The organism is Lactococcus protaetiae (assembly GCF_006965445.1).
Lineage (GTDB): Bacteria > Bacillota > Bacilli > Lactobacillales > Streptococcaceae > Lactococcus > Lactococcus protaetiae.
In genome coordinates, this window is sequence record NZ_CP041356.1 from 1,610,733 (window position 1) to 1,637,600 (window position 26,868).

Here is a 26,868-nt window from a genome sequence, read left to right on the forward strand (position 1 = left end):
AAATATAGGAAGTTAATTATTCCAAAGGGGAGTAGCGGCGGGAAACCGAAACAAAGTCGTCAATTCATGAGCTTGCTCATCGGCTTTGTTGACATACTTTGTATGTTAAGCAAGACCTTTGTCAGATAGTATTTCTGGCAAGGGTCTTTTTTTACTAAAAATACTCTATTTTGTTATAAATTTAGTGAGGAAGATTGGAAGCTTGAAAAAGATAAAATTTTTGAAGCGAATCTTCATCCCCATAGTTTAACTGAGTTCGGAGCGCTTGAAGTGTACGAAAATAGATAAAATTCAGAATCTGCGCCAACGCAGAACCTTGAATTTTCCTAATTTTCATCACTTCAAGGTGAGCGCCTCACATCTTACTTTACAAGGAGAACTAGCGTGCAATATTACAACGAGTCCCCCAATGATGCTTTGAAAAAAACGATGAGTCAAACGCAAGGGCTTAATCTTGATGAGGTCAAAAAAAGACAACTTCAAGAGGGCTACAATGAGCTAAACGAAAAGAAAAAAGTCTCGACATGGACTTTATTTGTAGACACTTTAAAAGACCCAATGGTTATCATCTTACTTTTGGTTGCGTTTATCCAACTGTTTTTAGGTGAGTTTATTGAGTCTATCGTTATTTTAGTGGTGCTTATGATTAATTCATTCGTCGCGGTGATCCAGAGTAAACGTGCTGAAGGTTCACTGGATGCTTTGAGAAAAATGTCTGCTCCGAGCGCGAAGGTTTTACGCGATGGCAATAAAATAGCGATTCCAGCACGTGAGGTGGTGGTTGGAGATGTTATTTTGCTTGAGGCTGGTGATTTTGTGCCAGCAGATGGTAGGTTACTCTCAAGTCAAAATCTACGTTTGGAAGAAGGAATGCTTACGGGAGAATCGGAACCTGTAGAAAAAATGACAGCAAGCATTGATGGTGAAGTTGGGCTTGGTGACAGAAAAAATATGGTTTTCAGCAGCAGCCTCGTGGTTTATGGGCGTGGTGAGTTTGTGGTCACAGCAATTGCTTCAAATACTGAAATTGGAAAAATTGCTGAGATGTTGGAAACGGCTCAGGCGAAACAAACGCCATTGCAGCAAAAATTAGAGAAATTCGGTAAACAACTTGGTTTTGCTATTTTAGGGTTGTGTTTATTGATTTTCGCTGTTCAAGCTTTTAGAATATTTGCGACTTCTCAAACTGTTGATGTTCAAAAAGATATTCTTAGTGCATTTATGTTTGCCGTGGCTGTGGCAGTTGCCGCAATTCCAGAGGCTCTATCTTCGGTGGTCACGATTGTGCTTTCTGTTGGAACGAACAAAATGGCAAAGCAACACGCGATTATGAGAAATTTGCCTGCGGTGGAAACTTTAGGCTCGACATCGGTCATTTGCACGGATAAAACAGGAACACTGACACAAAATAAGATGACAGTCGTTGAAACTTTCTTACCGACGAGGGCTGTCAGCGATTTGTCAGTATCTAGCTTTTCTGTCAGTACGCTGACAGACTTGTCAGTACAGTCGCAACAACTTTTGCTTAATGCAATGGTGCTTTGCAATGATTCGAGTTTTACTGCCCAAGGACAGGGACTTGGTGATCCGACAGAGCTTGCTTTGATTGCTTATAGTAATCAATTGAATCAACCTTATCAGTCATTGAGAAATAGCTCTCCTCGAATTTCAGAGCTTCCATTTGATTCGGAGCGTAAATTGATGAGTACTTTAAATCGTTTTGAAGATCGTCAAATACTTTTTGTCAAAGGGGACCAGATGTTTTGTTTTCACGCTGTAGTCATATTTTTGTTGATGGGAAGCAAGAAGTATTTACCGACGAATGGAAAAAGGTACTCCAAGAACAAAATGAAGCCTTTAGCCAGAAAGCATTGCGAGTGCTTGCTTATGCTTATAAAACTGTCAGTACTGACAAAAATGAGCTGGACTTGTCAGATGAGAATGAATTGGTCTTGATTGGTCTGTCAGCAATGATTGACCCACCACGTGAAGCTGTTTATGAGTCAATTGCTGAAGCGAAAAAAGCAGGGATTCGCACTATCATGATTACTGGAGATCATAAGACGACTGCGCGTGCGATTGCACAAGATATTGGACTGATGGAAGCGCAGGAGAGAGCTGTAACGGGTCAGGAGCTGGATGCAATGAGTGAAGAGGAGTTAGCAGATGAGCTTGAGCATATTTCAGTTTATGCACGTGTTTCACCTGAAAACAAAATACGAATTGTACGAGCATGGCAGGAGAAACATCAGGTCACTGCAATGACAGGTGATGGGGTTAATGATGCACCAGCACTTAAACAAGCAAATATAGGAATTGCGATGGGTTCTGGAACAGACGTAGCAAAAGATGCCTCAAGCATGATTTTGACAGATGATAATTTTGTATCAATTGTAAAAGCGGTTTCTATCGGTCGTGTTGTTTATGATAATATCAAGAAGTCGATTGCTTATTTATTTTCAGGTAATTTGGGAGCAATCATTGCAATTGTGTTTGCGCTTATTGTTGGTTGGGCAAATCCGTTTACAGCGTTGCAGCTTTTATTTATCAACTTGGTAAATGACTCTGTTCCTGCCATTGCCTTAGGGATGGAAAAAGCAGAACCTGATGTGATGGCAAAGCCACCAAGGCGTTTGCAAGAGGGAATATTTGCAAATGGGTTGATGAGAATTATTGTGATTCGTGGAAGTTTGATTGGACTTGCAACGATTGTCTCACAAGCACTTGGACTTTTGGACTCGCCTGAAATGGGTGTTGCAATGGCATTTACGACACTTATTTTGGCTAGGACGTTGCAAACTTTCTCTGCACGTTCAAATTCACAATCTATCATCAAGCAGGGCTTTGCTTCAAATAAATATGTTTTTGGTGCAGTGGCTTTCTGTTTGGCGTTATATACAATCACCACTTTACCAGTATTGCGCGATGTTTTCTCGATTCCAGCGAATTTTGGTTGGAAAGAATGGCTGATTTCTGCTGGACTTGCCCTTTTGGCAGTCATCTTGATGGAAGTTTTGAAAGCGGTCAATGGTAGTTTTGAACGTTTTCGTTTAAGAATGATTTTGAAGAAAAAATATCAAAAATAAACCACCTTCAGGCGTTTCAGACTGTAGACAAAGTCCAAAATTGAGAAATTTCAGCTCAGAATCTTGATTTTTGAAAAGCAAGAATCGCTTAACTGCAAGTTTTCCAGAACACAATAAAATTACAAAAAGCCCCATTTTGGAACCAAAATGGGGTTTGTCTTCAATCTGAAACACCTTCAGGCGTTTTATTTCTGGTCATAATTGTCCAAATGGTAAGTTTGAATCATCTGAATTAATTTATCAGCATAGCTGGGGTCAGTGGCATAGCCAGATGTTTGAACGGCTTTTGCGGCTGTTGTGTAATCTTTTGCGGCAAGGACACTCGCATATTGTTTGGGGTTCCAAGTTGTTCCCTCAAGGAAAAGCTTAGTGTGACCAAGGACAGATTTTTCAAAACTTGGATAAACACGAAACTCTCCCTGGATGGTTATCCATTGTCCATTTTCGTATTCTTGTGTATCAAGTTTGACGGTTGGGACATTACCATAAGCCTTGACTCCAAAGAGATTATGATATTTACTGGCGAGGGTGCTTTGTCCAAAGTCAGACTCAAGACAGGCTTGAGCAAGAGTGATAGAAGCAAGGACCTTGTCTTCTTTGTAGGCTTTTTGAGCAAGAGGAGCAATCTCCCTGATAAAATTATACTGAATCATTTTTTGCAACTGAGCTGAGAGTTTAGCACTACTTACAGAATTATTAGTAGTAATGGTTTTATAAAAAAGCGTTGAAAAAATGATGAGAATGAGTAAAATAAGTTTTGAGAAAAAAGGGCGAGTCGATATTTATTTTTTCGCCGAGTCTGAGTTTTCATACTATATAGTTTAACATAAAAATCAACTTATTGGCTAAAAATTGGGGATTTGATATACTATAGTTATTCCAAAGAATTTTCTGACTGGACTTCATAAAAAATTTTTGAGAAGTTGGGTGTGAAAGGAGGTCAAAGCTACAATGGAGACAGTGATATTGTTGGATGTTGATGGTGTTTTGGTGCCATTTGGTCCGTATTCCCAACACAAAATGATTGCAGTTGGTCCTGTTTTTGTACGTAAAAAATTGCGGAAATGGTTACAAGATTTGAGCGAAAAATCTGAAATTTATTGGGCAACATCTTGGCAAGCTAATGCCAAAATTTTTGAACATGAGTTAGAATTCCATTGTCAAGGATTCTTAGATTTTTCTAAATATCACACCAAAAATTATTTATGGGGGAAATTAGAAACCATTGAGATTTTCTGTCAGCAAAATATAGGTAAAAAATTTGTTCTTATTGATGACAACGCGAATGACTGGCTGTTGACAGCTTCGTCAGTACTGACAGAATTAATGAAGGAAGGAAAGTTACTTGTCATTAAACCTGATGCCTATGTAGGAATTTCTGATAAAGAAATGAAAAAAGTATCAGAATATGTGAAAAATAAATAAGATAAATCATGGAGGTAAAAAATGAAATTTTATGATTTTAGTGCCATTAAGATGAATGGTGAAAACGAATCAATGACCGACTATAAAGGAAAAGTTGTCATTGTTGTCAATACAGCAAGCAAGTGTGGATTTACACCACAATTTGAAGGATTAGAAGATTTGTATGAAACTTACAAAGATCAAGGACTTGAGATTTTAGGATTTCCATGTAATCAATTTGCTGGACAAGATCCTGCTGAAAATAATGCAATTAACGAGTTTTGTCAGTTGAATTATGGCGTAAAATTCACGATGTTTCAAAAAATTAAAGTCAATGGTAAAGAAGCACATCCACTTTATCAATTTTTGAAAAATGAAGCTAAAGGAACAGTTGGAAGCACAATCAAATGGAATTTTACAAAATTTTTGATTGACCGAGAAGGCAATGTCATTGAACGCTTTGCACCAGCAACCGAGCCTAAAGATATGGTTGCTGCTATTGAAAAATTGCTCTGATACTTTAATACAAAAGTCTTTTTATACTAGTTCACCTTTAACCAAGCAAGTGCGTGCTATCTTCGCCCTTTGGGCTACGCTGTCCATCCTCGCTACGGTGCTATGTGCTTCGCACGCCGTTCTGCGAACGGTCTCCGCAACTTCGTTGCTACGCTGTCCATTCGCTCTATCTCCATTTCACTGCGCTGTCGATTCTCGCTACGGCACGAACGTGCCTAGTCAAAGTCGCAACTCGCTAAAGCGATAAGGCGAAATGGCAAGCTTTGTTTTCGTTCTACTGCCCTAGGGTCTTAGCGCTTTAGCGCTTAGACTTCAGGGACAAGACCACTTCGTCTTGCGACTTTAGTCGCTTAGAGCGAATGGATAACGAAGCAAAGCGGAGGTGTGACCACATATCTTTGATGTGAGGTTGTGCCCTAACGTGAGTGGGAGAGAAAGAATCTCCCACTGATGAGGTAATCACTTCAATTTTACGCAGTAAAATTATTAGATGACTACGCTGTCCATTGGCTGTATCTCCGCTTTGCTCTGCTTCCGATTTCACTAAGCCACTAGGTGAAACAACCAGCATATCCGTAAGCGCCGATGAATATTTGTTCTATCTCTAGGTCACTAAAGTGACAAGAATAGAGGCAACACCAAATGGCGATTAAACGAACAGCAGAGCAACGAAGTTGCATAGAACGTTCGCAGAACGGTATGCGAAGCATGTAGCACCGTAGCGAACCATTTCGCCTTGCTGCTTTAGCAGCTTAGAGCGAATGGATACCCGTGGTGCATTGACAACGTAGCGCAGCGAAGTAACTTTTAAACAGTATTAGAAATTCCGCATTACATTATAATTATTCTGTCAGAATGAATATTTACTGACAGAGTTTTTGTCAGTAAATACTTGAAATCTAAAAGAAATTTTGCTAAACTATTAAACAATAAAACTTTTAATCTAGTCCAGAGAGGCTAGCAAGGTTGTGAACGAGAAAAATATCATTCTGTAAGCTACTGACAGCCTTCTGTCAGTAAATTATTGAAGCATTTTGGTACACATCTGCTAGATTTCTGGCAGATGTTTTTTTATAAAAATGCGCTGTTCAGCACATATCTCATGCTATCTTCTTTAAGGTGGATTTTATACCTTACGTAGATGCAAAATAACAGAGTTACAATTCATCTTATTTAGAGCTGAATAATTATAAGGAGAACAAATGCCAAAACGTACTGATATTAAGAAAATTATGATTATAGGCTCTGGACCAATTATTATTGGACAGGCTGCTGAATTTGATTATGCTGGAACTCAAGCTTGTCTTGCTTTAAAAGAGGAGGGCTATAAAGTCGTTCTTGTCAATTCAAATCCAGCAACGATTATGACAGACCGTGAAATTGCAGATACAGTGTATATTGAGCCGATTACCGTTGAGTTTGTTAGCAAAATTCTTCGCAAAGAACGTCCAGATGCTCTGTTGCCAACACTTGGTGGACAAACGGGATTGAATATGGCGATGGAACTAGCAAATACAGGGATTTTGGAAGAGCTAAATATTGAGCTTTTAGGAACAAAACTCAGTGCGATTGACCAAGCAGAAGACCGAGAACTTTTCAAAAAACTCATGGAAGAATTAAACGAACCTATTCCAGAATCAGAAATTGTGCACACTGTTGAGGAAGCAGTGACTTTTGCCGATACAATCGGGTATCCAGTTATTGTACGACCGGCTTTCACAATGGGTGGAACAGGTGGCGGAATCTGTGCCAACGAAGAAGAACTTCGCGAAATTTCCGCAAATGGATTGAAACTTAGCCCAGTGACGCAATGTCTGATTGAACGCTCTATTGCAGGCTTCAAGGAAATTGAGTATGAAGTAATGCGTGACTCAAGAGATAACGCCATTGTGGTTTGTAATATGGAAAACTTTGACCCAGTAGGTGTTCACACAGGAGATTCTATTGTATTTGCACCTAGTCAAACACTTTCTGATAACGAATACCAAATGTTGCGTGATGCCAGCCTAAAAATTATTCGTGCGCTTAAAATCGAAGGTGGCTGTAACGTCCAACTTGCACTTGACTCCGAAAGTTATAAATATTATGTGATTGAAGTCAATCCGCGGGTCAGTCGTAGTTCAGCGCTCGCTTCAAAAGCAACAGGATATCCTATTGCGAAGATGTCAGCAAAAATCGCTGTTGGTATGACACTTGATGAAATTATCAATCCAGTAACTAATAAAACTTATGCCATGTTTGAGCCAGCACTTGACTATGTTGTCGCCAAAATTGCGCGTTTTCCTTTTGATAAATTTGAAAATGGAGACCGACATTTAGGAACTCAAATGAAGGCAACAGGCGAAGTGATGGCGATTGGACGCAATATTGAAGAGTCACTTCTCAAAGCTGTCAGGTCATTAGAAATTGGCGTGTTTCACAATGACCTTGCAGAAGCACGAGAGGCGACAGATGAAATCCTCTATGAAAAAATGGTTCGTGTCCAAGATGACAGGCTCTTCTATGTAGCAGAAGCCATTCGCCGTGGAATTCCAATAGAAGAAATCGCTGAATTAACAAAAATCGACCTCTTTTTCCTTGATAAATTGCTTCACATTGTTGAAATTGAACAAGCGCTCAAAGTTAATGTTTTCGACCCAGAACTTTTAAAAACAGCTAAAAGAAATGGATTTTCAGACCAAGAAATCGCTAAACTTTGGAATGTAAATGCTGCCGAAATTCGCCGTAGAAGACAAGATAATCAGATCATTCCTGTCTATAAGATGGTTGATACCTGTGCTGCCGAATTTGAAAGTTCAACACCATACTTTTATTCAACATACGAGTGGGAGAACGAATCTGTAAAATCTAATAAAGAAAAAATTATTGTTTTAGGTTCAGGGCCGATTCGGATTGGGCAAGGGGTTGAGTTTGACTATGCAACAGTTCACTGTGTCAAAGCGATTCAAGCAGAAGGGCGTGAAGCCATTGTTATCAACTCTAATCCTGAAACAGTATCAACAGATTTCTCAATTTCAGACAAACTTTACTTTGAACCCTTGACTTTTGAAGATGTCATGAATGTCATTGACCTTGAGCAACCGCTTGGCGTTATTGTGCAGTTTGGAGGACAGACGGCGATTAATCTGGCAGAACCTTTATCAAAATCGGGTGTAAAAATCTTAGGAACACAAGTTGAAGATTTGGATAGGGCAGAAGACCGCGATCTTTTTGAAAAAGCACTTCAAGCATTATCTATCCCACAGCCGCCAGGAAGCACAGCAACAAACGAAGAAGAAGCGGTTATTGCCGCGGGTAAGATTGGATATCCTGTCCTTATTCGTCCATCTTTCGTACTTGGTGGACGTGCTATGGAGATTATTAATAACGAGAAAGACCTGCGAGATTATATGAATCGTGCAGTAAAAGCGAGTCCTGAACATCCCGTTTTAGTTGATAGCTATTTGCAAGGGCGCGAATGTGAAGTGGATGCGATTTGCGATGGAAAAGAGGTATTGTTACCAGGTATTATGGAGCATATCGAACGTGCGGGAGTCCATTCGGGAGACTCGATGGCAGTTTATCCTCCTCAAACCTTCTCACAAGAAATCATTGATACCATTGTTGACTATACAAAACGCCTTGCACTTGGTCTAAATTGTATTGGTATGATGAATATTCAATTTGTCATTCATAATCATCAAGTTTACGTGATTGAAGTCAATCCACGGGCTTCACGTACAGTTCCGTTTTTATCAAAGGTTACCAATATTCCAATGGCACAGTTGGCAACAAAGATGATTTTAGGTAAAACTTTGAGTGAATTAGGCTATAAAGAAGGTTTAGCAGCGACTCCTGATATGGTACACGTCAAAGCACCAGTATTTAGCTTTACAAAATTAGCAAAAGTGGATAGCTTGCTTGGTCCTGAGATGAAATCAACAGGTGAGGCGATGGGATCTGATACAACACTCGAAAAAGCGTTGTATAAATCTTTTGAAGCTGCAAAACTTCATATGGCAGACCATGGGTCAGTCTTGTTTACCGTTGCAGATGAGGATAAAGAAGAAACCTTGGAGCTTGCAAAAGCTTTCGCAGAAATCGGATATTCCCTTGTAGCAACAACAGGTACAGCACAATTCTTCAAGAACCATGGACTTTATGTTCGAGAAGTTGAGAAATTGTCTGGCGATGAAGAAGATGGAACCTTGATTGAAGAAATCAGACGTGGACGCGTGCAAGCTGTCGTTAATACAATGGGAAATAACCGTGCATCATTGCAAACGGAAACAGATGGCTTCAGGATTCGTCAAGAAGCCATAAGTCGTGGAATTCCACTGTTTACCGCACTTGATACGGTTGCGGCTATTCTTAAAGTAATGGAAAGTCGTAGTTTTTCAACACGCATGATTTGAGTGTTCATGATTTGCTTTTTATACTAGTTTATCCTTAGCTATGGAGCATATAAGCTGGTGTTCGTAAGTTTTATAGAAAATTTTAGCTAACATTGAAGTGATTACTTCATTGGTGGGGACCCCCACCGATGTTAGTTGAACGAAAGCAGCACTTGCTAAGTTAAAAACTTTGGAGTAACTCGTTTACTTTGAAGTTTTTTTATTTATGAATTGTCATGTAAAAAGAGTTGCACAATCTTTTTTGTACTGGAAAAGTTTTTCTCAGAAGATAATGTCATATATAAATTATGAGTCTATTTTTGACTAAAAATCTGATGTTAAAGCCTGCCCTGTTTTTTAGAAATTAAATAAAATTGATGTTCAAAATTTACACTGTGTCGTTAAAGTCAGAATTATTTGTGAACTTTGTGCGATTTGTAACCGAATGTTAACTTTCGCAAAGTCTGAAAAAATCTAAAAATTTTAGTATAATAAAATCGTTGTAAAAATTCTTTTACATTCTTTAGAGAAAGAAGGACTGTAAAACCGTGCTATAATCGGTTTTTCATACGTTAAACATGACTAAAAAAGTAGGATTATTAGTGATGGCTTTTGGAACGCCATCAAGTTATGAGGGCATTGAGGATTATTATACTCGAATCCGTCACGGACACAAACCATCGACTGAACAGCTTCAAGAATTAACTAATCGTTTTAAAATGATTGGTTTGTCACCGTTGATAGAATTGACGATTGCTCAGGCAGATGAACTTTACAAGCAAGTCAATGAAGTTCAGTCTGAAGTAGAATTTGAACTTTATTTAGGCTTTCAACATGTTGCTCCATTTATTGGTGATAAGGTTCGTGAAATGCATGAAAATGGAATTCATGAAGTTGTTGCTGTTGCGATGGCGCCACATTATTCTGCTTTTAGTGTGAAAGGATACCATGATGCAGCTTATGAAGTTGCAAAAGAATATCCTGATATGCACTTTACTGATATTATGGAATGGTGGAAGGAAGAGAAGTTCTCTGATTTCTGGGCAAATAATATCAAAGAGGAGTTTGCTAAAATTCCTGAGGAAGAGCATGATAAAACAGTGGTTATCTTATCAGCGCACTCGCTTCCTGAAAAATTAATGGCGATTGAAGATACTTATCAGCACCAAGTAGCAGATTCTGCCGCTGAAATTATCAGAAAAGCAAATCTTAAGCATGCGGTACAAGCATGGCAGTCAGAGGGCGCAACGGCGGATACATGGCTTGGGCCTGATGTTCAAGATGTCACACGTGATTTGTATCAAGCTCATGGTTACACACATTTTGTCTATTGTCCTTTTGGTTTTGTTACGGAACATTTAGAAGTGTTCTTTGATAATGATTATGAATGTAAAATAGTTTGTGATGAATTAGGAGTGAATTACCACCGTCCAGGAATGCCAAACGCAAATCCCACTTTTGTCGGAAGCATTACAGATTTAATCATGAAAAAATTGGAGTTGAACTAATGAGTTTCAATGACAATTTTTTAAAGGCAGCAAGAGGTGAGGCAGTAGACCACGTGCCTGTCTGGTATATGCGACAGGCAGGGCGCTCACAGCCTGAGTACCGCGAGATTAAAAAGACACATACTTTATTTGAGATTACACATGACCCTGAACTTTGTGCTTATGTGACGAAACTTCCTGTGGAAAATTATGGCGTTGACGCAGCAGTGTTGTATAAAGATATCATGACACCGATGGGGGCGATTGGTGTAGATGTGGAGATTAAGTCGGGCATTGGTCCTGTCATTGCAAATCCGATAAGGACATTGTCCGATGTTGAGCGCTTAGGCGAGATTCATCCTGAAGAGGATGTTCCTTATGTGCTTGAGACGATTCGCTTGCTTTCGGAGGACTTGCTTGAGGTGCCACTGATTGGATTTTCTGGTGCGCCATTCACTTTGGCGAGCTATTTGCTTGAGGGCGGTCCTTCAAAAAATTATCAGAAGACCAAGGCTTTCATGCATACGAATCCTGTGGCTTGGTTTGCACTTATGGATAAGCTGGGCGATATGGTGATTCGCTATGTTCAAGCACAAATTCGAGCTGGGGCATCTGCGATTCAGATTTTTGACTCGTGGGTTGGCTGTTTAAATGTGGCAGATTATCGTCGATTTATTAAGCCGATAATGAGGCGGATTTTCTCAATTTTACGTGAAGAAAAAGTGCCGTTGATTTTGTTTGGGGTGGGGGCGTCACATTTGCTTTTGGAATGGAATGATTTACCCTGTGATGTGATTGGACTAGATTGGCGCGTGACGATTGCTGAAGCAGAGCGGTTTGGCGTGACGAAAGCGATTCAGGGAAATTTAGATCCTTCGTTACTTTTGGCGCCTTGGGATGTGCTTGAGCAAGCGACACGGGAAGTTTTAGACATGGGAATGGCTCATCGGGCTGGATTTATTTTTAATTTAGGACATGGGGTTTTTCCAGAGGTTAATCCTGAGGTTTTGAATCGTTTGACTGCTTTTGTTCATGATTATTCAAGGCAAAAAATTGCTGACAGAAATGCTATCAGTACTGACACTGTTTAACTTTCAAACGTACCGCTTGAAAGTTAAAGTTTGCGTTTCACGCAAACCACTTCTTGCGCGTAAAACATTTGTCCATTTGCTTAGCCGCTGAAGTGCCAAGAGCAAAAGGCAAGCGCAAGGCACGCACTTTGTGCGCCGTTCTGCGAACGGTCTACGTTCGTTTCACTCACTACGCTGTCCGTTTGCTTAGCAAGCAAAGCTTGCAAGAGCAAAAGGCAGTATATCTGCAGTTGCCACTTGGCATTACTGCTTTAGCAGCTTACAGCCAATGGACAGCGTAGCCATCTAACAATTCTACTGCGTAGAATTGAAGGTGAACTAGTATGACAAAGATAAAAAATAGAAAAGAGGTCGTTATGACTGAAGAAAAATTAAGCGAAGTTGTTGGTCCAGAAGCTATTATCAAATTTGAAACTGGCACGATTAAGGCAAGCACTTTGGATACAATTATCAAAATGTTGCCTTTTGAAATGGGATTTTGTGATGCTGATGATAAATTCCGTTGGTTCTCAAATAATCCTGACCGTGTCCACAAACGTCGTGTAGAAGCATTTGGAAAATCTGTTTTAGAGCTTCACCCTGGAGTTGCTCATCATGTGAAAAAAGTGCTTGATGATTTTCGTGAAGGAAAAGCAGATGAATTTGAATTTTGGTTCCCTAAACGTAACGGTCAACCAGGACAAATTTATCAAAAATTTATGGCTGTTCGTGATGAAAACGGCAAATATCTTGGTAGCATGGATGTAACAATTAACCTTGATATCTTGAAAGATAAAGAAGGAAAACATGCTCCTGAAACAATCAAAGAGTTCCAAGAGTTGAAACCCCTTGACAAATAAGAGCTAGGAGTCTCTGTCAGTGCTGATATATTTTTCGTCAGTGCTGACAGAGCTTTTAATGTATTTTATAAAAAACAAAGAGAAATAAATGATGAATAAAAAGAAAATTGTCATTGTCGGCGGCGGAATTACAGGACTGTCAGCAATGATGGAAATGCAAAAACGAGTTTTGGATGAAAATTTGCCTGTTGAGCTCTTGCTTGTCGAGGCTGAACCACGCTTGGGCGGGAAAATAGAAACGGTCAAGCATGATGGCTACATTATTGAGCGCGGACCTGATTCATTTTTGGAGCGGAAAACGGCGATGGCGGAGCTTGCCGCAGAAGTTGGAGTCGCAGATAAGCTTGTAAATAATGCGACAGGTCAAGCTTATATCGCAATGAACGGCAGCTTATATCCGATTCCAGCGGGGTCAATCATGGGTGTGCCCACCAATGAAGAAAGTTTTTTGGCATCAGAATTATTCTCTGACGAAGCGAAAAAACGAGCGATGGATGATTTTAAAATAGAAAAATCACCAGCTGGAATTGACCAATCAATGGGGAAATTTTTCCGTCGCAGACTTGGTGATGAAGTCGTAGAAAATCTGATTGAGCCTTTATTATCAGGTGTTTATGGTGGAAATCTGGATGAAATGAGCCTGCTTTCAACCTATCCTCAATTTTACGAAGTTGAGCAAAAGTATGGCAGTTTGATTGGTGGACTTCGTGAACAAGCCAAAGAAAATGTCAAAAAAATGCCTTATCGTGGGGCTGCCAAAGGAATGTTTCAAAATTTTTCAACAGGTTTGCAAACTTTAGTCGATGCGATTGAAGCCCATATTCCTAAAGAAAATGTGCGTCTGAGTAGCCCTGTGACAAAAATTTCGGCTGACAGTGGCAGTTATCAGTTAGAATTTGCTGATAGAAATTCTGTCAGTGCTGACAGTATTATTTTGACTAGTCCGCATGAGATTTCGGTGCAACTTTTGGAAGCTTATGGTGTGATGGACGGCTTCGCAGATGTTCCGTCAACCTCTGTGGTTACGATCGCAATGGGATTTCCTGCTGAAGCACTCAAAAAAGACTTTGACGGCACTGGATTTTTGGTGTCCAGAAATTCTGATTTTTCGATTACAGCTTGCACTTGGCTTCACAAAAAATGGCCGCACACGACACCAGCAGGCAAGATTACGCTCCGTGTTTTCATGGGAAAGCCTGGCGATGAGCGTTATGTAACGCTTTCAGACGAAGAACTGATTTCACTTGCACTCAAAGATTTACGGCAAATTATGGATTTAGATGGAGCGCCAGAATTTGCTGAAATTTCGCGCTTGACCGACTCAATGGCGCAATATACAGTAGGTCACAAGGCACGGCTTGAAGCAGCACGAGAAGCCCTTGCCGAAAAGTTACCAGGTGTTTTCATTGCAGGAATGTCCTATGACGCGATTGGCCTGCCTGATAATGTTGTTGCAGGGCGCAAATATGGCAATGAAGCGCTGAATTTTGTGATGAAGCAGAGATAAAAAATGCATTTATTAGCACTAAGTTTAAATTATAAAAAAGTTCCAATCGAGTTCCGCGAAAAACTGGCTTTTGCAGAATCAGAATTGGCAGCAGCGATGGCAACTTTGAAAGAATCGCAATCTGTCTTTGAAAATGTGATTTTGTCCACCTGTAATCGGACAGAGATTTATGCTGTGGTTGACCAAAAAAAGCGTGGTGAAGATTACCTTAAACGCTTCTTGGCAAGCTGGTTTCATCTTTCGATTACGACTTTTTCTGGATTTTTGGATATTTATCAAGAGTTAGAGGTCGCAAACTACCTTTTTCGAGTGACTTGCGGTCTGGAATCGCTGATTGTTGGAGAAGAGCAGATTCTCTCGCAGGTCAAGTCCAGCTTTCTCTTTGCTCAGGAAAATCAAGCGACAGGAAGCGTTCTCAATACACTGTTTAAATCAGCCATTACGCTGTCCAAAAAGGCACATACGGAAACCCTTCTGTCGCGAAATTCTGTGTCTGTAGGCTCTGCTGCAGTGCAATTAACCAAAAACATCTGGTCAGATTTATCTGACAAAAAAGCAGCTGTCATTGGTGCAGGGCAAATGTCGGAACTTTCGGCGAAATATATTGCCGCCCAGAAGATTGCAGGCTTGAGCATTGCTAACCGCACTTATGAGAAAGCGCAGAAACTCGCCGAGCGCTATCATGCGCAGGCTGTCAAACTGACAGAGCTTGAGCAGTCACTGACAGAAGTCGATTTCGTCTTTTCATCAACTTCCAGCAAATCTTTTATTTTAGATGAAAGTCTCATTCGCATTGTTCAGGCAAAGCGGGGCGATAAGCCGCTGATTCTTTTTGATTTGGCGGTGCCAAGAGATATCGAGCCAACGGTAAGAAGCATCCGAGGAGTGAAACTTTACGATATTGACGACTTGGAAAGCTTAGTCAAATTTAACAAATCAGAGCGTCAGAAAGCTGAAAAAGAAGTAGAAAATATGATTCTAAAAGCGACTGACGAATTTGAAAACTGGCTGTCAGCGCAACAAGTTACGCCAATCATTGCCGAACTTCAAGAAAAATCAATGCAGATTCAAGAGAAAGTCATGGAAACCATTGACCATAAACTGACAGATTTATCCACTCATGACCGAAAAGTCATCAATAAACTGACCAAGTCTATTGTCAATCAACTCCTGCGTGACCCGATTTTGACTGTCAAATCACTCACTACTGATGAAAATTCACCAGAAAAACTGACACTTTTCAAAGAAATTTTTAAGCTGTCAGAAGACAAAAAACACTGACAGAAAACGCTCAGGACTGTCAAATTTGACACAAAAGAAAGAAATGAAAAAATGAACTTACAATTTAACCGTCATCGCCGTCTGCGCTCATCTGAGACCATGCGCAGTATGGTACGCGAAAATTTTATTCGCAAAGAAGACCTGATTTATCCTTTATTTATTGTCGAAGGAGAAAACATCAAAAAAGAGATTTCTTCAATGCCAGGTCAGTACCAATTTAGCCTTGACATGCTTGAAATCGAAATGCAAACTATTATTCAGTTGAAGATTCCAGCAGTGATTCTGTTTGGCATTCCTGACCACAAAGACGCGCTAGGTAGCGAGGCTTACAATGATAATGGCATTTTGCAAAAAGCCATTCGCCAAATCAAAGCAAGTCATCCAGACCTTCTTGTCATTGCTGACACCTGTCTCTGCGAATACACAGACCACGGGCATTGTGGCATGATTGAGCATGATTGTGTCATTAATGACGAAAGTCTTGAACTTCTCGTGAAAACAGCAGTCTCGCAGGCAAAAGCAGGAGCAGACATCATCGCACCGTCAAATATGATGGACGGTTTTGTAGCTGCAATCCGTGCTGGGCTTGACGAAAACGGCTTTGAAAATATTCCCATCATGAGCTACGCCGTCAAATACGCCTCAGCATTCTACGGTCCGTTTCGTGATGCGGCAGACTCAGCGCCACGCACAGGTCCCTCTGACCGTAAGACCTATCAAATGGACCCAGCCAATCGTCTTGAAGCCCTGCGTGAAATGCAATCTGATATTGAAGAAGGCGCAGACTTTCTCATCGTAAAACCTGCCCTCTCATATCTAGACATCACACGAGATGTGCGCAATAACTGCAATCTGCCTGTCGTGACTTACAATGTCTCTGGCGAATACGCCATGGTCAAAGCCGCAGCACAGAAAGGCTGGATTGACGAAAAACGCATCGTCATGGAACAGCTGACCAGCATGAAACGTGCTGGAGCAGATATGATTATTACTTATTTTGCAAAAGATGTTGCGAAATGGCTCAATGAAGATTGAATTTTATCAAAGCAAGTGCATGCTAATACCCCTACCTCTTTGGGTAGGGGATAAAGCAGCACTAAGCCTTGAATTTCGTCCGACTAAATTCAGTGGTGAGTCGAAACTCCCACTGAATAAGTCTTGACTTCATTATCTAAAAAACACAATCAAGATTTCGATTGTGTTTTATTTATCACGAATGATGTACTAAGCAAATAAGAACACCATATTATTAATAATATTTTGACAATTCTATAAAATTTATTTATACTAAATAAATAACATTTCAAAAGATGAAAAGAGCAGTTCATCTTACCTAGAAAGAAAGGAGAGTTTATGAAGGATAACCACAGCATTTTAGCCGAAGAAGCAGAAAGTATCCCAGAAAGTTCACGCGTCAAATACTTTGATATTGTGCTTGAACGTGGGAGCGGTGCATTGTTATATGATGTGGAGGGACGAGAATATATTGATTTCCTTTCTAGTGCATCGTCTGCAAACGTAGGTCATTGTCACCCTAAAGTTGTCAAGGCAATTCAAGAGCAGGCAGAGCGGCTCATTCATTTCACTCCTGCCTATTATGCAAATGAAATGACCGCTTCACTGTTGACCAAACTAGCACAACTCGCTCCAGGAAATTTTTCTAAGAAAGTTGCATTAGGAACGTCAGGTTCAGATGCTAATGATGCAATAATAAAATTTTCTCGCGCCTATACAGGACGACCATATATTATTAGTTTCACCGGAGCTTATCACGGTTCAACCTATGGCTCATTAAGCTTGTCCTCAGTCAGTCTAAATATGTCAAGAAAAATAGGACCACTTTTACCCAACATTATAAAGCTCCCTTACCCTGACATACATCTAAGAATGAAAAATGAAACAGACGACCAATTTATAGATAGAATGTGGCAGATGTTTACACTCCCTTTTGAAACATGGTTACCTGTTGAAGAAGTAGCAGCGATTATTATTGAACCTATTCAGGGAGATGGAGGTATCATCGCGGCACCACAAAGTTATCTCAAGCGTCTTTACGATTTTACAAGAAAACACGGAATTATTTTTGCAGTTGATGAAATCAATCAAGGACTTGGACGTTCAGGGAAGATGTGGTCCGTTGAACATTTTAACATTGAACCAGATCTAATCAGTGTTGGGAAATCATTGGCATCAGGACTCCCATTGTCTGCTCTCATAGGACGTACAGAAATTATGGACAGTTTAGCTGCACCAGCTCACGTATTTACCACGGCAGGAAACCCGATATGTGCAGCAGCAGCCCATGCAACTCTAGAAGTCATTGAAGAAGAAAAACTTGTCAAGCGCTCAGAACAACTCGGAAAACAATCTTTCGAATTTTTTCAAACAATGAAAGAAAAGTATGACTTTATCGGAGATACAAGAATGTATGGACTTGATGGAGGAATTGATATTGTTGATAGTAAGGGTAGTCCAGATATAGATGGAACGACTAAAATCATCTACAAATTATTTCAACTTGGTGTCATTATGATTAGTTTACGAGGAAATATCCTCCGCTTTCAACCACCACTAGTCATTACCGAAGCACAACTCAGCAAAGGGTTCAAACAAATTGAAATTGCTTTTGAAGCCTATAAAAATAATGAGCTAACCCTACCAGAACATTCAGAAAAAATCGGCTGGTAACAAAAGAGACTACCATGCAGTAAAGTCGATTGAAGTGATTACTTCATTGGTGGGGATTCTTTCTCCCCACCGATGTTAGGGCACAACCTCACATCAAAGATATGAGGTCACCCTGTCCCTGAAGTCTAAGCGCTATCTCCGTTTCACTGCGCTGTCCACTCTCGCTAAGTGGCTAAAGCCACAAGTCGAGTCGCAAAGCGCTAAGACCCTAGGCAGTAGAACGAAAGCAGAGCTTGCCATTGCGCCTTATCGCTTTAGCGATTTAGAGCGAATGGACAGCGAAGCGAAGCGGAGATAGTGCTGCTTATCCCCCACCTTTAAGAGGTGGGGGGGGTTAGCACGCACTTGCTAAGTTAAAGAAGAAATAATATAAAGCACTAGGAGAAAAATATGGGATTCACAAAACGTGCAAGTTTTAGCACATACTATCAAAAAGATAAAAAATTAGAACAAGTTTTAGGAGTGCGAGATTTCCTTGCTCTTGGTGTTGGAACAATCATCTCCACTTCGATTTTCACCTTACCTGGTATTGTAGCAGCCGAATATGCAGGACCCGCAGTCGTATTTTCATTTTTGTTAGCCGCTATTGTAGCTGGCTTGGTAGCTTTCGCCTATGCAGAGATGTCAACGGTTATGCCATTTGCAGGCTCTGCTTATTCATGGATTTCGGTCTTATTTGGAGAAGGTTTCGGATGGATTGCAGGTTGGGCGCTTCTTGCTGAATACTTCATTGCAGTCGCCTTTGTAGGTTCAGGATTCTCAGCAACTTTCCAGAGTTTGCTTGGGCAGCTCAACTTTCATATGCCAGCAGCTTTAGCAAGCCCTTTTGGTACAAATGGTGGTATTGTTGATTTGATTTCTTTATTAGTTATTGCCGTATCCTCTTTTGTTGTCTGGCGAGGAGCATCAGACGCAGGACGTGTTGGACAAATTCTTGTCGTCCTAAAAGTTGCTGCTATTCTAGCTTTTATATTTGTTGGTTTAACAGTGATTAAAGCACACAATTATGTTCCCTTTATCCCAGCTCATAACCCAAAAACAGGCTTTGGTGGAATTTCTGGTATTTTATCAGGTGTATCAATGATTTTCCTTGCATATATCGGTTTTGATTCCATTGCAGCCAATTCAGCAGAAGCTAAAAATCCAAAACGTACAATGCCAATTGGTATTCTTGGCTCATTACTTATCGCAGTCGTTCTATTTTCAGCGGTAACTCTAGTTCTAGTTGGTATGCATCCTTATTCTTCGTATGCAGGAAATGCAGCACCAGTCTCTTGGGCTCTGGAAAAAGCTGGTTTTGGTACACTTTCTGAAGTTGTGTCAGTAGTCGCGGATGCAGGGATGTTTGTTGCTTTACTGGGGATGGTACTCGCGGGCTCTCGTCTACTTTATGCCTTTGGACGTGATGGAATGCTTCCAGCAAAAGTAGGAAGTTTAGATAAAAGAGGCCTTCCATCAAACGGCCTATTAGTTTTAACTGTTGTCGCTATTGTCATTGGCGCATTCTTCCCATTTGCTTTTTTGGCACAACTTATCTCTGCAGGAACCTTGGTAGCATTTATTTTCGTCTCTTTAGGAATGTTTGCTCTTCGTCCGAGAGAAGGAAAGGATTTACCTGAAGCAAGTTATAAAATGCCATTTTACCCTATATTGCCAGCACTTGGAGCGATTGGTTCAGTCATCGTCTTTGAGATGCTTGACCCAGCAGCAAAATTAGGAGCATTTATTTGGTTTATTCTTGGGATTATTGTCTATACACTTTACGGAAGTAAACATAGCAAAATAAAGAAACAGTAAGAGATAATAATAATTGAAAATGTAAAAAATAACCTCTTAAAATAGATAATGCGAAGAAGCAGTATCTATTTTAGGAGGTTTTGCTATATCAAATATAGTACAAAACAAGATAGGAGAATTGATGCTTAATCAACTGAAATGAAATTTTATAGCTCATTATCCTAATCAAAAATTTATTACAGATGAATGAACAAGCACTTATCCAGCAGATTGAAGATTGGTATGACTATAGAGTAAAAAAAGCAGGACTTCTAGAAGTTAAAAGTACATCTCTTATTAACTGTTATAACTGAATACATTTTTTAATTTTTGATAGACTTGTTTTTTAATTGTGAAATGTTTTTTTATGAAGTCTTAGCTTTTTCAAAGCCCAATCATAATGGGAAGGTAAAGAAGATTGAAAATATTGTCCTAGACTAGTTGTTCCAGTCCAGTTGAAATACTTTTTTACATATAATTCATCATTAGAAAAAGTACCAATGAGAGCAATTAATTCTTGATGTGTTTGAAAAATTTGTTGTTTCAAATCTTCAAAAGAAATTTTTTGATTTTTTTCCCAGAATTTTTCATTCATATCTCCATAATTTTTCCACGAATAAGGAATGGGCAGAAATGAGATATGTTCTCCCTGTCTATTTTTCATAACAAAATTGAGTAGGAGTTTATGCCACTCATATAAATGTGCCAAAACATCTCTAATATTCTTATCCCTTGACCAATGTTGCTCTTTTTTCCCTTCAGAGTTAAATCTAAAGGTTCCATTTTTCGTTTCTTCATCCATATCATCAATTAATTTCCAAAGTTTCTCCCAGTTCTTTTGAGAATAGGAAATAAGTTCTGATTTATTTGTAGCTTTTACCATATTAATTTTTCCTCATTTATGTGTTACCAACATTGTATCACGAAGCTCATATCTTCTATCAAATTCATTTTTTAACAATTTCAGGAGAGGTTTTCATTATAACCCTGTTCTTATCATAAAACACTCTGTTTTTCACTATCTATTTTGCTCGATTCTTAATAAAAGAATCGTTTTTTATATATTAATTTTTATAGTATAAAACGAATTATAAAAATGACAACGTTTCCACTTTAAAATCGAAAGAATTGGTAAGACAAACATTTAGGAAAACGGTATCATTGTTATTGTGCAAGGGAGAAATAAGAATTAACGCTTAAAAACAAACCTTGTAAACCTCTCATCAAAATAATGCTGAAGTAAATCAAAACTTTCTTTATCACCATAACTTCGTTGATTATCAATTTCGTCTTGATTAAAAGACATCTCTACCAATGAAGGAGAGTTTAGGTTATTCGTTCGATAATCTCTTGGAGAAACACCGTAGCATTTAGAGAATGCATTATTCAATGTCCTGATGTCAGAAAAACCACAAATATAGGAAATTGTGAGCAGATTTTCATTCGTCGATGCAAGAAGAGTTCGTGCTTTTTCACAGCGTAAGTTATCCAAGTACTCTTTAAAAGTGATACCAAAATTATTTTTAAAAAAGTGACTAAAATAAGTCCGAGAAAATCCTTCACGTGTTGCTAAATCATCTAGAGAAATCTTGCTGGTATAGTGTTCATGGATGTACGAAGAAATCCGCTGGATACGCTCTTGTAAGTCCATCAATTTATTTTGTTGGGCTGCACTGAGAATGTCGTAATTGCAGATTTCCATCAGCCCATCCAGAACCAACGAGGTGTAACCATGCACGCGCAACGGAGAATGCGTCCCTTCTTCAAAATAACTCAGAGCTGCTTGAAGAATAAAATAAAGGACTTCAGGATTATTCTCCAAATCAAAGGGTCGGCTTTCAAAGTTTGTCCGATCCAACTGAGGAAAAATAATCTCAAGGATTGTTGTACTAAACTGCACGACCAAGACTTTCATCGCTTGTTCTGAGATAAACTCATGAATCTGGCAACTATTAAAAATAATGCCCTGCCCTGCTTGAATAGTAAATTCTTGTTCTTGAGTTCTAATTTTTCCTTTTCCCTCAAGGACAAACGATACTTCCATATCAAAGTGCAAATGGGGTTTACGATAAGCAATATCCACTAACAAAAAATTCAGATTGTTTATCTTTGAATGATAAATATTCTCCAACTCATTTTTCACGTCTACAACCTCCTGTTAGTAATTGTAACATATTTTTGCAAGCGCTCGCAGGAATTTAGAAATAATAAAAATACATCTTACTTAGGAGGAGCTATAAAATGGCTTACTTTAACAACATCTCATCCATCCAATATGAAGGTACAAAAACAAAAAACATGTTTGCCTTTCGTCATTACAATCCTGAAGAAGTGGTGCTAGGCAAGACAATGGCTGAACATCTTCACTTTGCATTGGCATTCTGGCACACAATTACGATGGATGGAACAGACCCATTTGGTGGAGCAACAATGGAGCGACCTTGGGATTTAGAAGGTGGAACAGAGCTTGAAATCGCTCACCGTCGCGTAGATGCATTCTTCGAAATTGCTGAAAAACTAGGAGTGAAATATTATTGTTTCCACGATATTGATATTGCACCAGCAGGTAGCTCTCTCAAAGAATTTTATGCAAACTTGGACGAAATCACTGACCACCTCCTTGAAAAACAAAAAGAAACAGGTATCAAACTCCTTTGGAACACAGCAAATATGTTCTCAAACCCACGTTATATGAACGGTGTTTCCACATCTAATCGTGCTGAAGTTTTTGCTTATGGAGCGGCTCAAGTTAAAAAAGGTCTTGAAATTTCTAAAAAACTTGGTGGTGAAAATTACGTCTTCTGGGCGGTCGTGAAGGTTACGAATCACTTCTGAATACTGACATGGGTCTTGAAATGGACCATATGGCAAAATTCTTCCATATGGCAATTGACTATGCAAAATCAATCAATCATTTGCCAATCTTCTTGATTGAACCAAAACCAAAAGAACCAATGACTCACCAATACGACTTTGATGCTGCAACAGCAATGGCTTTCCTTCAAAAATATGATTTGGATCCATACTTCAAACTCAACTTGGAAACAAACCACGCTTGGCTTGCTGGTCATACTTTCGAGCATGAATTAAATACAGCTCGTACTTTCAATGCACTTGGTTCCATTGATGCTAATCAAGGAAATTACTTACTTGGTTGGGATACTGATGAGTTCCCAACACTAGTTATTGACATTACGTTGGCTATGCACCAAATTCTCTTGAATGGTGGACTTGGCAAAGGGGGAATCAACTTTGATGCTAAAGTTCGTCGTACGTCATTCAAGGCTGAAGATTTGATTTTAGCGCATATAGCAGGTATGGATACTTATGCGCGTGCGCTTAAAGGAGCAGCAGCAATCATTGAAGATAAATTCTTATCAGATATTGTTGAACATCGCTATGAATCATATAAAACAACAGAAGTTGGTCGCTCAATTGAAGATGGTACAGCAACCTTTGAAAGTCTTGCAACCTACGCTCTTGAACATGGTGATGAAATTGAATTAGAATCTAATCATCTCGAACACATTAAATCAGTTTTGAATGACTATCTTGTTTAAGCAAATAAAATCAAAATAAAATGTTCATATAGGAGTGAATATTCATGAAAACTTCAAAAAAAGTTATCTTAGGAACCATTGCGTTGGCTAGTGCAGGCTTGCTTGCAGCTTGTGGTTCATCAACGAGTGCTTCAAAATCATCTGCACCAAAGGCTGCAGATAAAAACATTAATCTTTGGACTTTTGCAGATATGAAACCGCAAATCCAAGAATATGAAAAAGAGAATCCCAATGGTTTCAAAATAAAAGAGACAGTTATTCCCTATGCGGATTTCCAAACAAAACTAGACAAAGTTCTAGGTACAAATAAGGCACCTGATATGGTCGCTTTAGATGCAGGATTTGTGAGTAAATATGTAGACTCAGGAATGCTTGCTAATCTCAAACCTTATGGTGTTAAGAGTGCTACAAAAGATAGTTTCTCATACACATTAGATATTGGTAAAGATAGCAAAGGTAATCAAGTAGCTATTTCTTATCAAGCTGCTCCAGGAGCTGTTTACTATCGTGCATCATTATTGCAAAAATATTTGGGAATTGCACCAGATGACCAAAAAGCTGCTCAACAAGCTTTCTCAAGTTGGGAACAGGTAGAAAAAACAGCAGAGACGATTAAAGAAAAATCTGGAGGTAAAGCTTATCTCTTCTCATCTCTGCAAGATATGTATATGCCAGCGATTGGTGGACGTACTGAAGGTTGGGTATCCAAAGATAATAAACTTCAAATTGACTCATCATTACTCACTAATCTTGATTTGATGAAAACATTTGTTGACAAGGGATTAACACAAAATACTGTGGGGCAAAATTCTGACTGGTTTGCAGGAATGTCTTCTGATAACATTGTAGCGTATTCATTACCATCATGGGGACTATTTTACTGGTTGAAAGACTATTCTAAAGGAACAGCAGGAGATTGGCGAGCAATTCAAGGACCTCAAGCTTACTCATGGGGTGGTACTTGGTTTGGTGCCGTCAAAGGAACTAAAGATGAAGCGAATGCAGCAAAACTCGCAATTTACTGGTCAACGGATAAAAAATTCCAAACTTGGCAAGCATCTGCTAATACGGACTTTGTAGCAGATCAAAAAGTTGATGAAGCTGTTGCAAAAGACTATGATAATAATCCAGTTAAAGGAAGTCCAATTGGTACTCAAAATCCATACTCATTATTCTCAGAAGCAGCTAAAAATATCAATGGTAAAATTATCACTAAATACGACCAAAATATCCAAAACCTTTGGATTAACGATGTGATTAACCCATATGCTAATGGTAAAACAACTAAAGATAAAGCATTGGCAACTTTCAAAGCTGACGTGAAAAGTGCTTATCCTGAATTGACTACCGACTAAATTCAGTGGTTCAATTAGCAAATAAGAGAACCGAATAAACTTATTCGGTTCTTCTTTTATGGAGAATAACATGGAAAAACATAAAAAAAAATCAACGAAAAAGTTAAAGTTTGAAAAATATAATCGTTACGGTTATTATTTTCTCATTCCATTTTTCATTGGTTTTCTACTCTTTCAACTCTATCCAATTATTTATACTTTCAGAATAGCTTTTACGAGTATGAATGGTTGGCAGACGTTATCAACAGCAACAAATGTAGGATTCGACAACTTTGTAACTTTGCTCACTAAGACACCATTATTTATACAAAGTCTGCAAAATACATTACTTTTATGGCTGCTTAATTTTATACCACAAATACTGATGGCTTTGATTTTGGCAGCATGGTGGACAAATAGAAAACTAGCCCTGAAAGGCTCTAGTTTTTTCAAGACAGTTTTTTATCTCCCTAATATGATTATGGCGGCATCTGTCGCTGCTTTGTTCATGATTTTATTTTCATATCCTCAGGGCCAGCAAATCAATTCTTGATGAATTTACATTTGATTAGTCATCCATTCAACTTCTTACAATCTGTCTGGGGGACACGAGGGATTACGATCTTCCTTCAGTTTTGGATGTGGTATGGACAAACTTCGATTGTATTCGTTGCAGCAATTTCATCTATTGACGAATCACTATTTGAGGCTGCACGTATTGATGGTGCATCTGATGGTCAAATCTATCGTCGTATCACGATGCCTTTAATGCGTCCAATCATCATGTACACTTTCGTAACATCATTTGTCGGAGGTTTGCAAGTCTTCGATATTCCGTATTTGTTAACACAGGGTTCAGGAGGACCTCTTAACTCGGTTTATACTTTGGCTATCTTTATCTATAATCAAGCCTTTCAATATCGTAACTACGGCATTGCATCCGCAGCATCAATTATCTTACTAGTTATTGCTGCAATCGTATCCATTATTATGTTCCGATTCTTCCGGGAAAGAACTACAAATACTGCGATTGGAGGTAAAAAATGATGAATAAGATTAGTATGAGCAAAGCATTGAGGACAAGACGTATATTAATTTATATTGTATTTGCCATTTTGACGATAATCAGTGTTCTACCATTAATTATGATGTTAATCAATTCAACACGCTCTGTTATCCAAATCAATACTGGTGTATCATTGATTCCGGGAAGCTCGTTGATTCACAATATTGAAGTTTTATTCCAGTATGGATTTAATATGGCTCGAGGGGTAGGTAATTCCTTTTTTGTAGCAGCAGCTTCGACCATTATTTCAGTCTATTTTTCTGCAATGGCAGCATATGCGTTGGTAGCCTATGATTTTAAAGGAAAAAGATTGATTTATGGTGCGATTGTTGCTCTAATCATGATTCCAAGTCAAGTTTCAATGATTGGATTCTACGAATTCATGATTAAGTTAAACTTGTTGGATAATTTCTTACCCCTGATTTTACCAGGCTTAGCAGCACCAGCAACAGTATTTTTTCTTGTTGAATATATGTCAACCGTTTACAACAAAGATTATGCAGACTCAGCCCGTTTAGACGGAGCAGGAGAATTGAAGATATTCCACCGTGTCATGTTGCCAATGATGAAACCTGGCCTCGCCACAATGGCAATATTTGGCTTTGTCTTCTCGTGGAACAACTTCTTGATGCCATTGATTTTAATTTCAAAACAAAGCATGTATACTTTGCCAATGATTGTTCAGACGATTACAGCAATGGGTGCAGGAGGACACACTGTAGAATGGGGAGCTATTTATGTCGGACTTTCTATCACAGTAGTGCCTATCATAGTTGTTTATCTCCTCTTATCAAGATTTATCGTTGGCGGCGGAAATGCTGGTGGCGTTAAAGGTTAATGACAAAAGAAAGTATGAGCAG

Annotated in this window: 16 protein-coding genes and 3 pseudogenes; 16 read left to right on the plus strand and 3 right to left on the minus strand. The window is 39.1% G+C overall.

Annotation, left to right across the window (positions count from 1 at the left end):
- Positions 1-384: 384 nt before the first annotated feature.
- Positions 385-3,086 (plus strand): annotated as a pseudogene (locus FLP15_RS07885) (cation-translocating P-type ATPase).
- Positions 3,087-3,271: 185 nt separating this feature from the next.
- Here the strand turns inward: FLP15_RS07885 and FLP15_RS07890 are convergent.
- Entirely contained in the window at positions 3,272-3,739 is a 468-nt protein-coding gene (locus tag FLP15_RS07890; protein WP_142766652.1) for a glycoside hydrolase family 73 protein, read from the minus strand.
- 298 nt (positions 3,740-4,037) lie between these two features.
- On the opposite strand from FLP15_RS07890, the gene FLP15_RS07895 reads away from it, so the two are divergent.
- The 11 genes from FLP15_RS07895 to FLP15_RS07945 all read left to right on the plus strand — a co-directional run bounded on the left by FLP15_RS07895 (position 4,038) and on the right by FLP15_RS07945 (position 20,069).
- Positions 4,038-4,511 carry an HAD domain-containing protein gene (locus FLP15_RS07895; RefSeq protein ID WP_142766653.1) on the plus strand — a complete coding sequence of 158 codons (474 nt, stop codon included), beginning with the start codon at positions 4,038-4,040 and terminating at the stop codon, positions 4,509-4,511.
- Positions 4,512-4,532: 21 nt separating this feature from the next.
- Positions 4,533-5,006, plus strand: coding sequence for a glutathione peroxidase (locus tag FLP15_RS07900; RefSeq protein ID WP_142766654.1), 474 nt, complete (start codon positions 4,533-4,535; stop codon positions 5,004-5,006).
- Between the two features lie 1,202 nt (positions 5,007-6,208).
- On the plus strand, positions 6,209-9,400 hold the full coding sequence (gene carB / locus FLP15_RS07905) for a carbamoyl-phosphate synthase large subunit (RefSeq protein WP_142766655.1): 3,192 nt from the start codon (positions 6,209-6,211) through the stop codon (positions 9,398-9,400).
- Between the two features lie 557 nt (positions 9,401-9,957).
- Entirely contained in the window at positions 9,958-10,887 is a 930-nt protein-coding gene (gene hemH / locus FLP15_RS07910) for a ferrochelatase (RefSeq protein WP_142766656.1), read from the plus strand.
- Complete coding sequence (gene hemE, locus FLP15_RS07915; protein WP_142766657.1) at positions 10,887-11,957, plus strand: uroporphyrinogen decarboxylase; 1,071 nt, start codon at positions 10,887-10,889, stop codon at positions 11,955-11,957. Before hemH ends, hemE begins: the two co-directional genes overlap by 1 nt.
- A gap of 323 nt (positions 11,958-12,280) precedes the next feature.
- The gene (locus tag FLP15_RS07920; protein ID WP_142766658.1) at positions 12,281-12,796 is read left to right on the plus strand and encodes a PAS domain-containing protein; all 516 of its coding nucleotides are present in this window, start codon (positions 12,281-12,283) and stop codon (positions 12,794-12,796) included.
- An 88-nt stretch (positions 12,797-12,884) separates the two neighbouring features.
- Positions 12,885-14,303 (plus strand): protoporphyrinogen oxidase, encoded by a 1,419-nt coding sequence (gene hemY / locus FLP15_RS07925; protein WP_223804584.1) that lies wholly within the window; start codon positions 12,885-12,887, stop codon positions 14,301-14,303.
- 3 nt (positions 14,304-14,306) lie between these two features.
- A complete protein-coding gene (gene hemA, locus FLP15_RS07930; RefSeq protein WP_142766659.1) occupies positions 14,307-15,584 on the plus strand; it encodes a glutamyl-tRNA reductase in 1,278 nt (425 codons plus the stop codon).
- 51 nt (positions 15,585-15,635) lie between these two features.
- Positions 15,636-16,619, plus strand: coding sequence for a porphobilinogen synthase (gene hemB, locus FLP15_RS07935; RefSeq protein ID WP_142766660.1), 984 nt, complete (start codon positions 15,636-15,638; stop codon positions 16,617-16,619).
- A 318-nt stretch (positions 16,620-16,937) separates the two neighbouring features.
- Positions 16,938-18,272: an aspartate aminotransferase family protein gene (locus FLP15_RS07940; RefSeq protein ID WP_142766661.1), complete on the plus strand. Its 1,335-nt coding sequence runs from the start codon at positions 16,938-16,940 to the stop codon at positions 18,270-18,272.
- Positions 18,273-18,662: 390 nt separating this feature from the next.
- Positions 18,663-20,069, plus strand: coding sequence for an APC family permease (locus FLP15_RS07945; protein WP_142766662.1), 1,407 nt, complete (start codon positions 18,663-18,665; stop codon positions 20,067-20,069).
- Positions 20,070-20,394: 325 nt separating this feature from the next.
- Here the strand turns inward: FLP15_RS07945 and FLP15_RS07950 are convergent, their stop codons facing one another.
- Both FLP15_RS07950 and FLP15_RS07955 read right to left on the minus strand, forming a co-directional pair.
- Complete coding sequence (locus FLP15_RS07950) at positions 20,395-20,931, minus strand: ClbS/DfsB family four-helix bundle protein (protein WP_142766663.1); 537 nt, start codon at positions 20,929-20,931, stop codon at positions 20,395-20,397.
- A gap of 306 nt (positions 20,932-21,237) precedes the next feature.
- Positions 21,238-22,191 carry an AraC family transcriptional regulator gene (locus FLP15_RS07955; protein ID WP_142766664.1) on the minus strand — a complete coding sequence of 318 codons (954 nt, stop codon included), beginning with the start codon at positions 22,189-22,191 and terminating at the stop codon, positions 21,238-21,240.
- Between the two features lie 98 nt (positions 22,192-22,289).
- Between FLP15_RS07955 and xylA the strand changes: the two are divergent.
- The 4 genes and pseudogenes from xylA to FLP15_RS07975 all read left to right on the plus strand — a co-directional run bounded on the left by xylA (position 22,290) and on the right by FLP15_RS07975 (position 26,846).
- A pseudogene (gene xylA, locus FLP15_RS07960) lies at positions 22,290-23,608 on the plus strand (xylose isomerase).
- A gap of 44 nt (positions 23,609-23,652) precedes the next feature.
- Positions 23,653-24,963 (plus strand): ABC transporter substrate-binding protein, encoded by a 1,311-nt coding sequence (locus FLP15_RS07965; protein WP_142766665.1) that lies wholly within the window; start codon positions 23,653-23,655, stop codon positions 24,961-24,963.
- Positions 24,964-25,033: 70 nt separating this feature from the next.
- A pseudogene (locus tag FLP15_RS07970) lies at positions 25,034-25,989 on the plus strand (carbohydrate ABC transporter permease).
- Positions 25,989-26,846 carry a carbohydrate ABC transporter permease gene (locus tag FLP15_RS07975; protein WP_142767470.1) on the plus strand — a complete coding sequence of 286 codons (858 nt, stop codon included), beginning with the start codon at positions 25,989-25,991 and terminating at the stop codon, positions 26,844-26,846. Before FLP15_RS07970 ends, FLP15_RS07975 begins: the two are co-directional and overlap by 1 nt.
- The last annotated feature ends 22 nt before the right edge of the window (positions 26,847-26,868 follow it).